Origin of the sequence: Methylobacter sp., from assembly GCF_036845245.1 — a bacterium.
GTDB lineage: Bacteria > Pseudomonadota > Gammaproteobacteria > Methylococcales > Methylomonadaceae > Methylobacter_A.
Map to the genome: position 1 here is coordinate 1 of NZ_DAIUEH010000121.1, position 1,608 is coordinate 1,608.

Genomic DNA, 1,608 nt, shown 5'->3' on the forward strand with positions numbered 1-1,608 from the left:
GAACCAGATGGCTTATGAAGAATTGCAGAAGTTACGGACTGCGTAACATCAGTTAATAATTGGAACACTGATGGCGCTGATTAGATGGGTTTAAACGGATTTTTAAAAGCCGAAGCCAAGTTTGTTATACCGAATATACTCAACAGTGGGTTTATCATTGAACAGGGCATGGGTGTTGAAGTGTTTACAACCCCGTCCCGCTATACAACGAGAGAGCGAAAGATATGAATATCAGCAATATCATAAAATCCATCCAAGACATCGACAACGGCATCAGTGGCGACGAGTAGAATTGCCAAGTTGGCAGCAGATGGGCTCATTGTTAGAAGCACCGGACAACTTTTTTAAAACAGGGAGAAACGAATGAAACTTCAAACTATCCGCCTATCGAACTTCCAATGTTTTGGTCCTGAATCTAGTGAAATAGATTTTGAAGACCTTACCTTTCTGATCGGACCTAATGGCGTAGGTAAAACAGCCGTTCTACAAGCACTATGCCGCTTGTTTGCTTACGATCCAACACTGAAACGCGTCCAAAAAGCCGACTTCCACGTCCCCCACGATGAGCTCGAAGCGCCGGACGAACGCACTTTCTGGATCGAAGCTGATTTTCTGTTTCCAGAATTGCTGGACGATGTTGGGGAGCACTCTACGATACCAACTCACTTTGCCCATATGCGTCTGGATGACGCAAAGGGTATTCCTCGTGTTCGTTTTCGTCTTGATGCTAGCATGGGAGCAGATGGTGATATCGAAGACACCTTGCTATATGTGCTCGAGTTGAATACGGATGAATCACCATTTAACACAGCTCCAGTATCGCGCCCTGAGCGCAACAATATTCAGGTTCACTACCTACCAGCTAGACGTGATCCGGCAGATCACATTGCGTTCAGTGCAAATGCCTTACTTGGTCGCCTGCTACGGGCAGTTAATTGGGATGCCGAGCGGGCAACAATCAAGAGTTTGACTGATCAAATCAGCAACAACTTAGCTAGTAATGTATCGGTTGCTTCGTTGAGTACTAAGCTGACCGATACTTGGAAAGGACTACACAAAGGTAGCTATTTCGCCGATCCGTCAGTTACTTTCGTAGCAAGCGAAATTGAAGCGCTACTTCGGCATCTGTCGGTATCGTTTTCTCCAGGTCATGACGAGCAATTGGTTGATTTCTCGCGGCTAAGCGATGGTCAAAAATCTATGCTTTATCTATCATTGGTTCTTTCCTCCCAGGCCATAGGACGCGCAGTGCTCAGTGGGGAAGATAGTCGTTTCGACCCAGACAAACTCAAACCTGCTGTATTCACGCTCGTTGCCGTAGAAGAGCCGGAGAACAGCCTTTCTCCCCACTATCTAGGACGCATTGTTTCCGCTTTGACTGCTTTGGTTAGTAAGGAAGATGCACAGGCTCTAATTGCCACTCATGCCCCATCCATGTTACGCAGGGTAGAGCCAGAAAGCATTCGCTACTTACGATTGACTGAAGAGCGTCAAACGCGGGTAACTCGGATTGAAATGCCACCCACCTCAGACGAGGCTCATAAGTTTGTCCGCGGAAATTGTCAATCTAGTTGTCGCCTCGTTGGTTAAATTTATACGGCGGATTTG

Annotated in this window: 1 protein-coding gene; it reads left to right on the forward strand. The window is 46.6% G+C overall.

All coding sequences use genetic code 11. The annotated features are described in order from the left end of the window. The first annotated feature begins 363 nt into the window (after positions 1–363). Entirely contained in the window at positions 364–1,590 is a 1,227-nt protein-coding gene (locus V7051_RS24565) for an ATP-dependent nuclease (protein ID WP_334181194.1), read from the forward strand. The last annotated feature ends 18 nt before the right edge of the window (positions 1,591–1,608 follow it).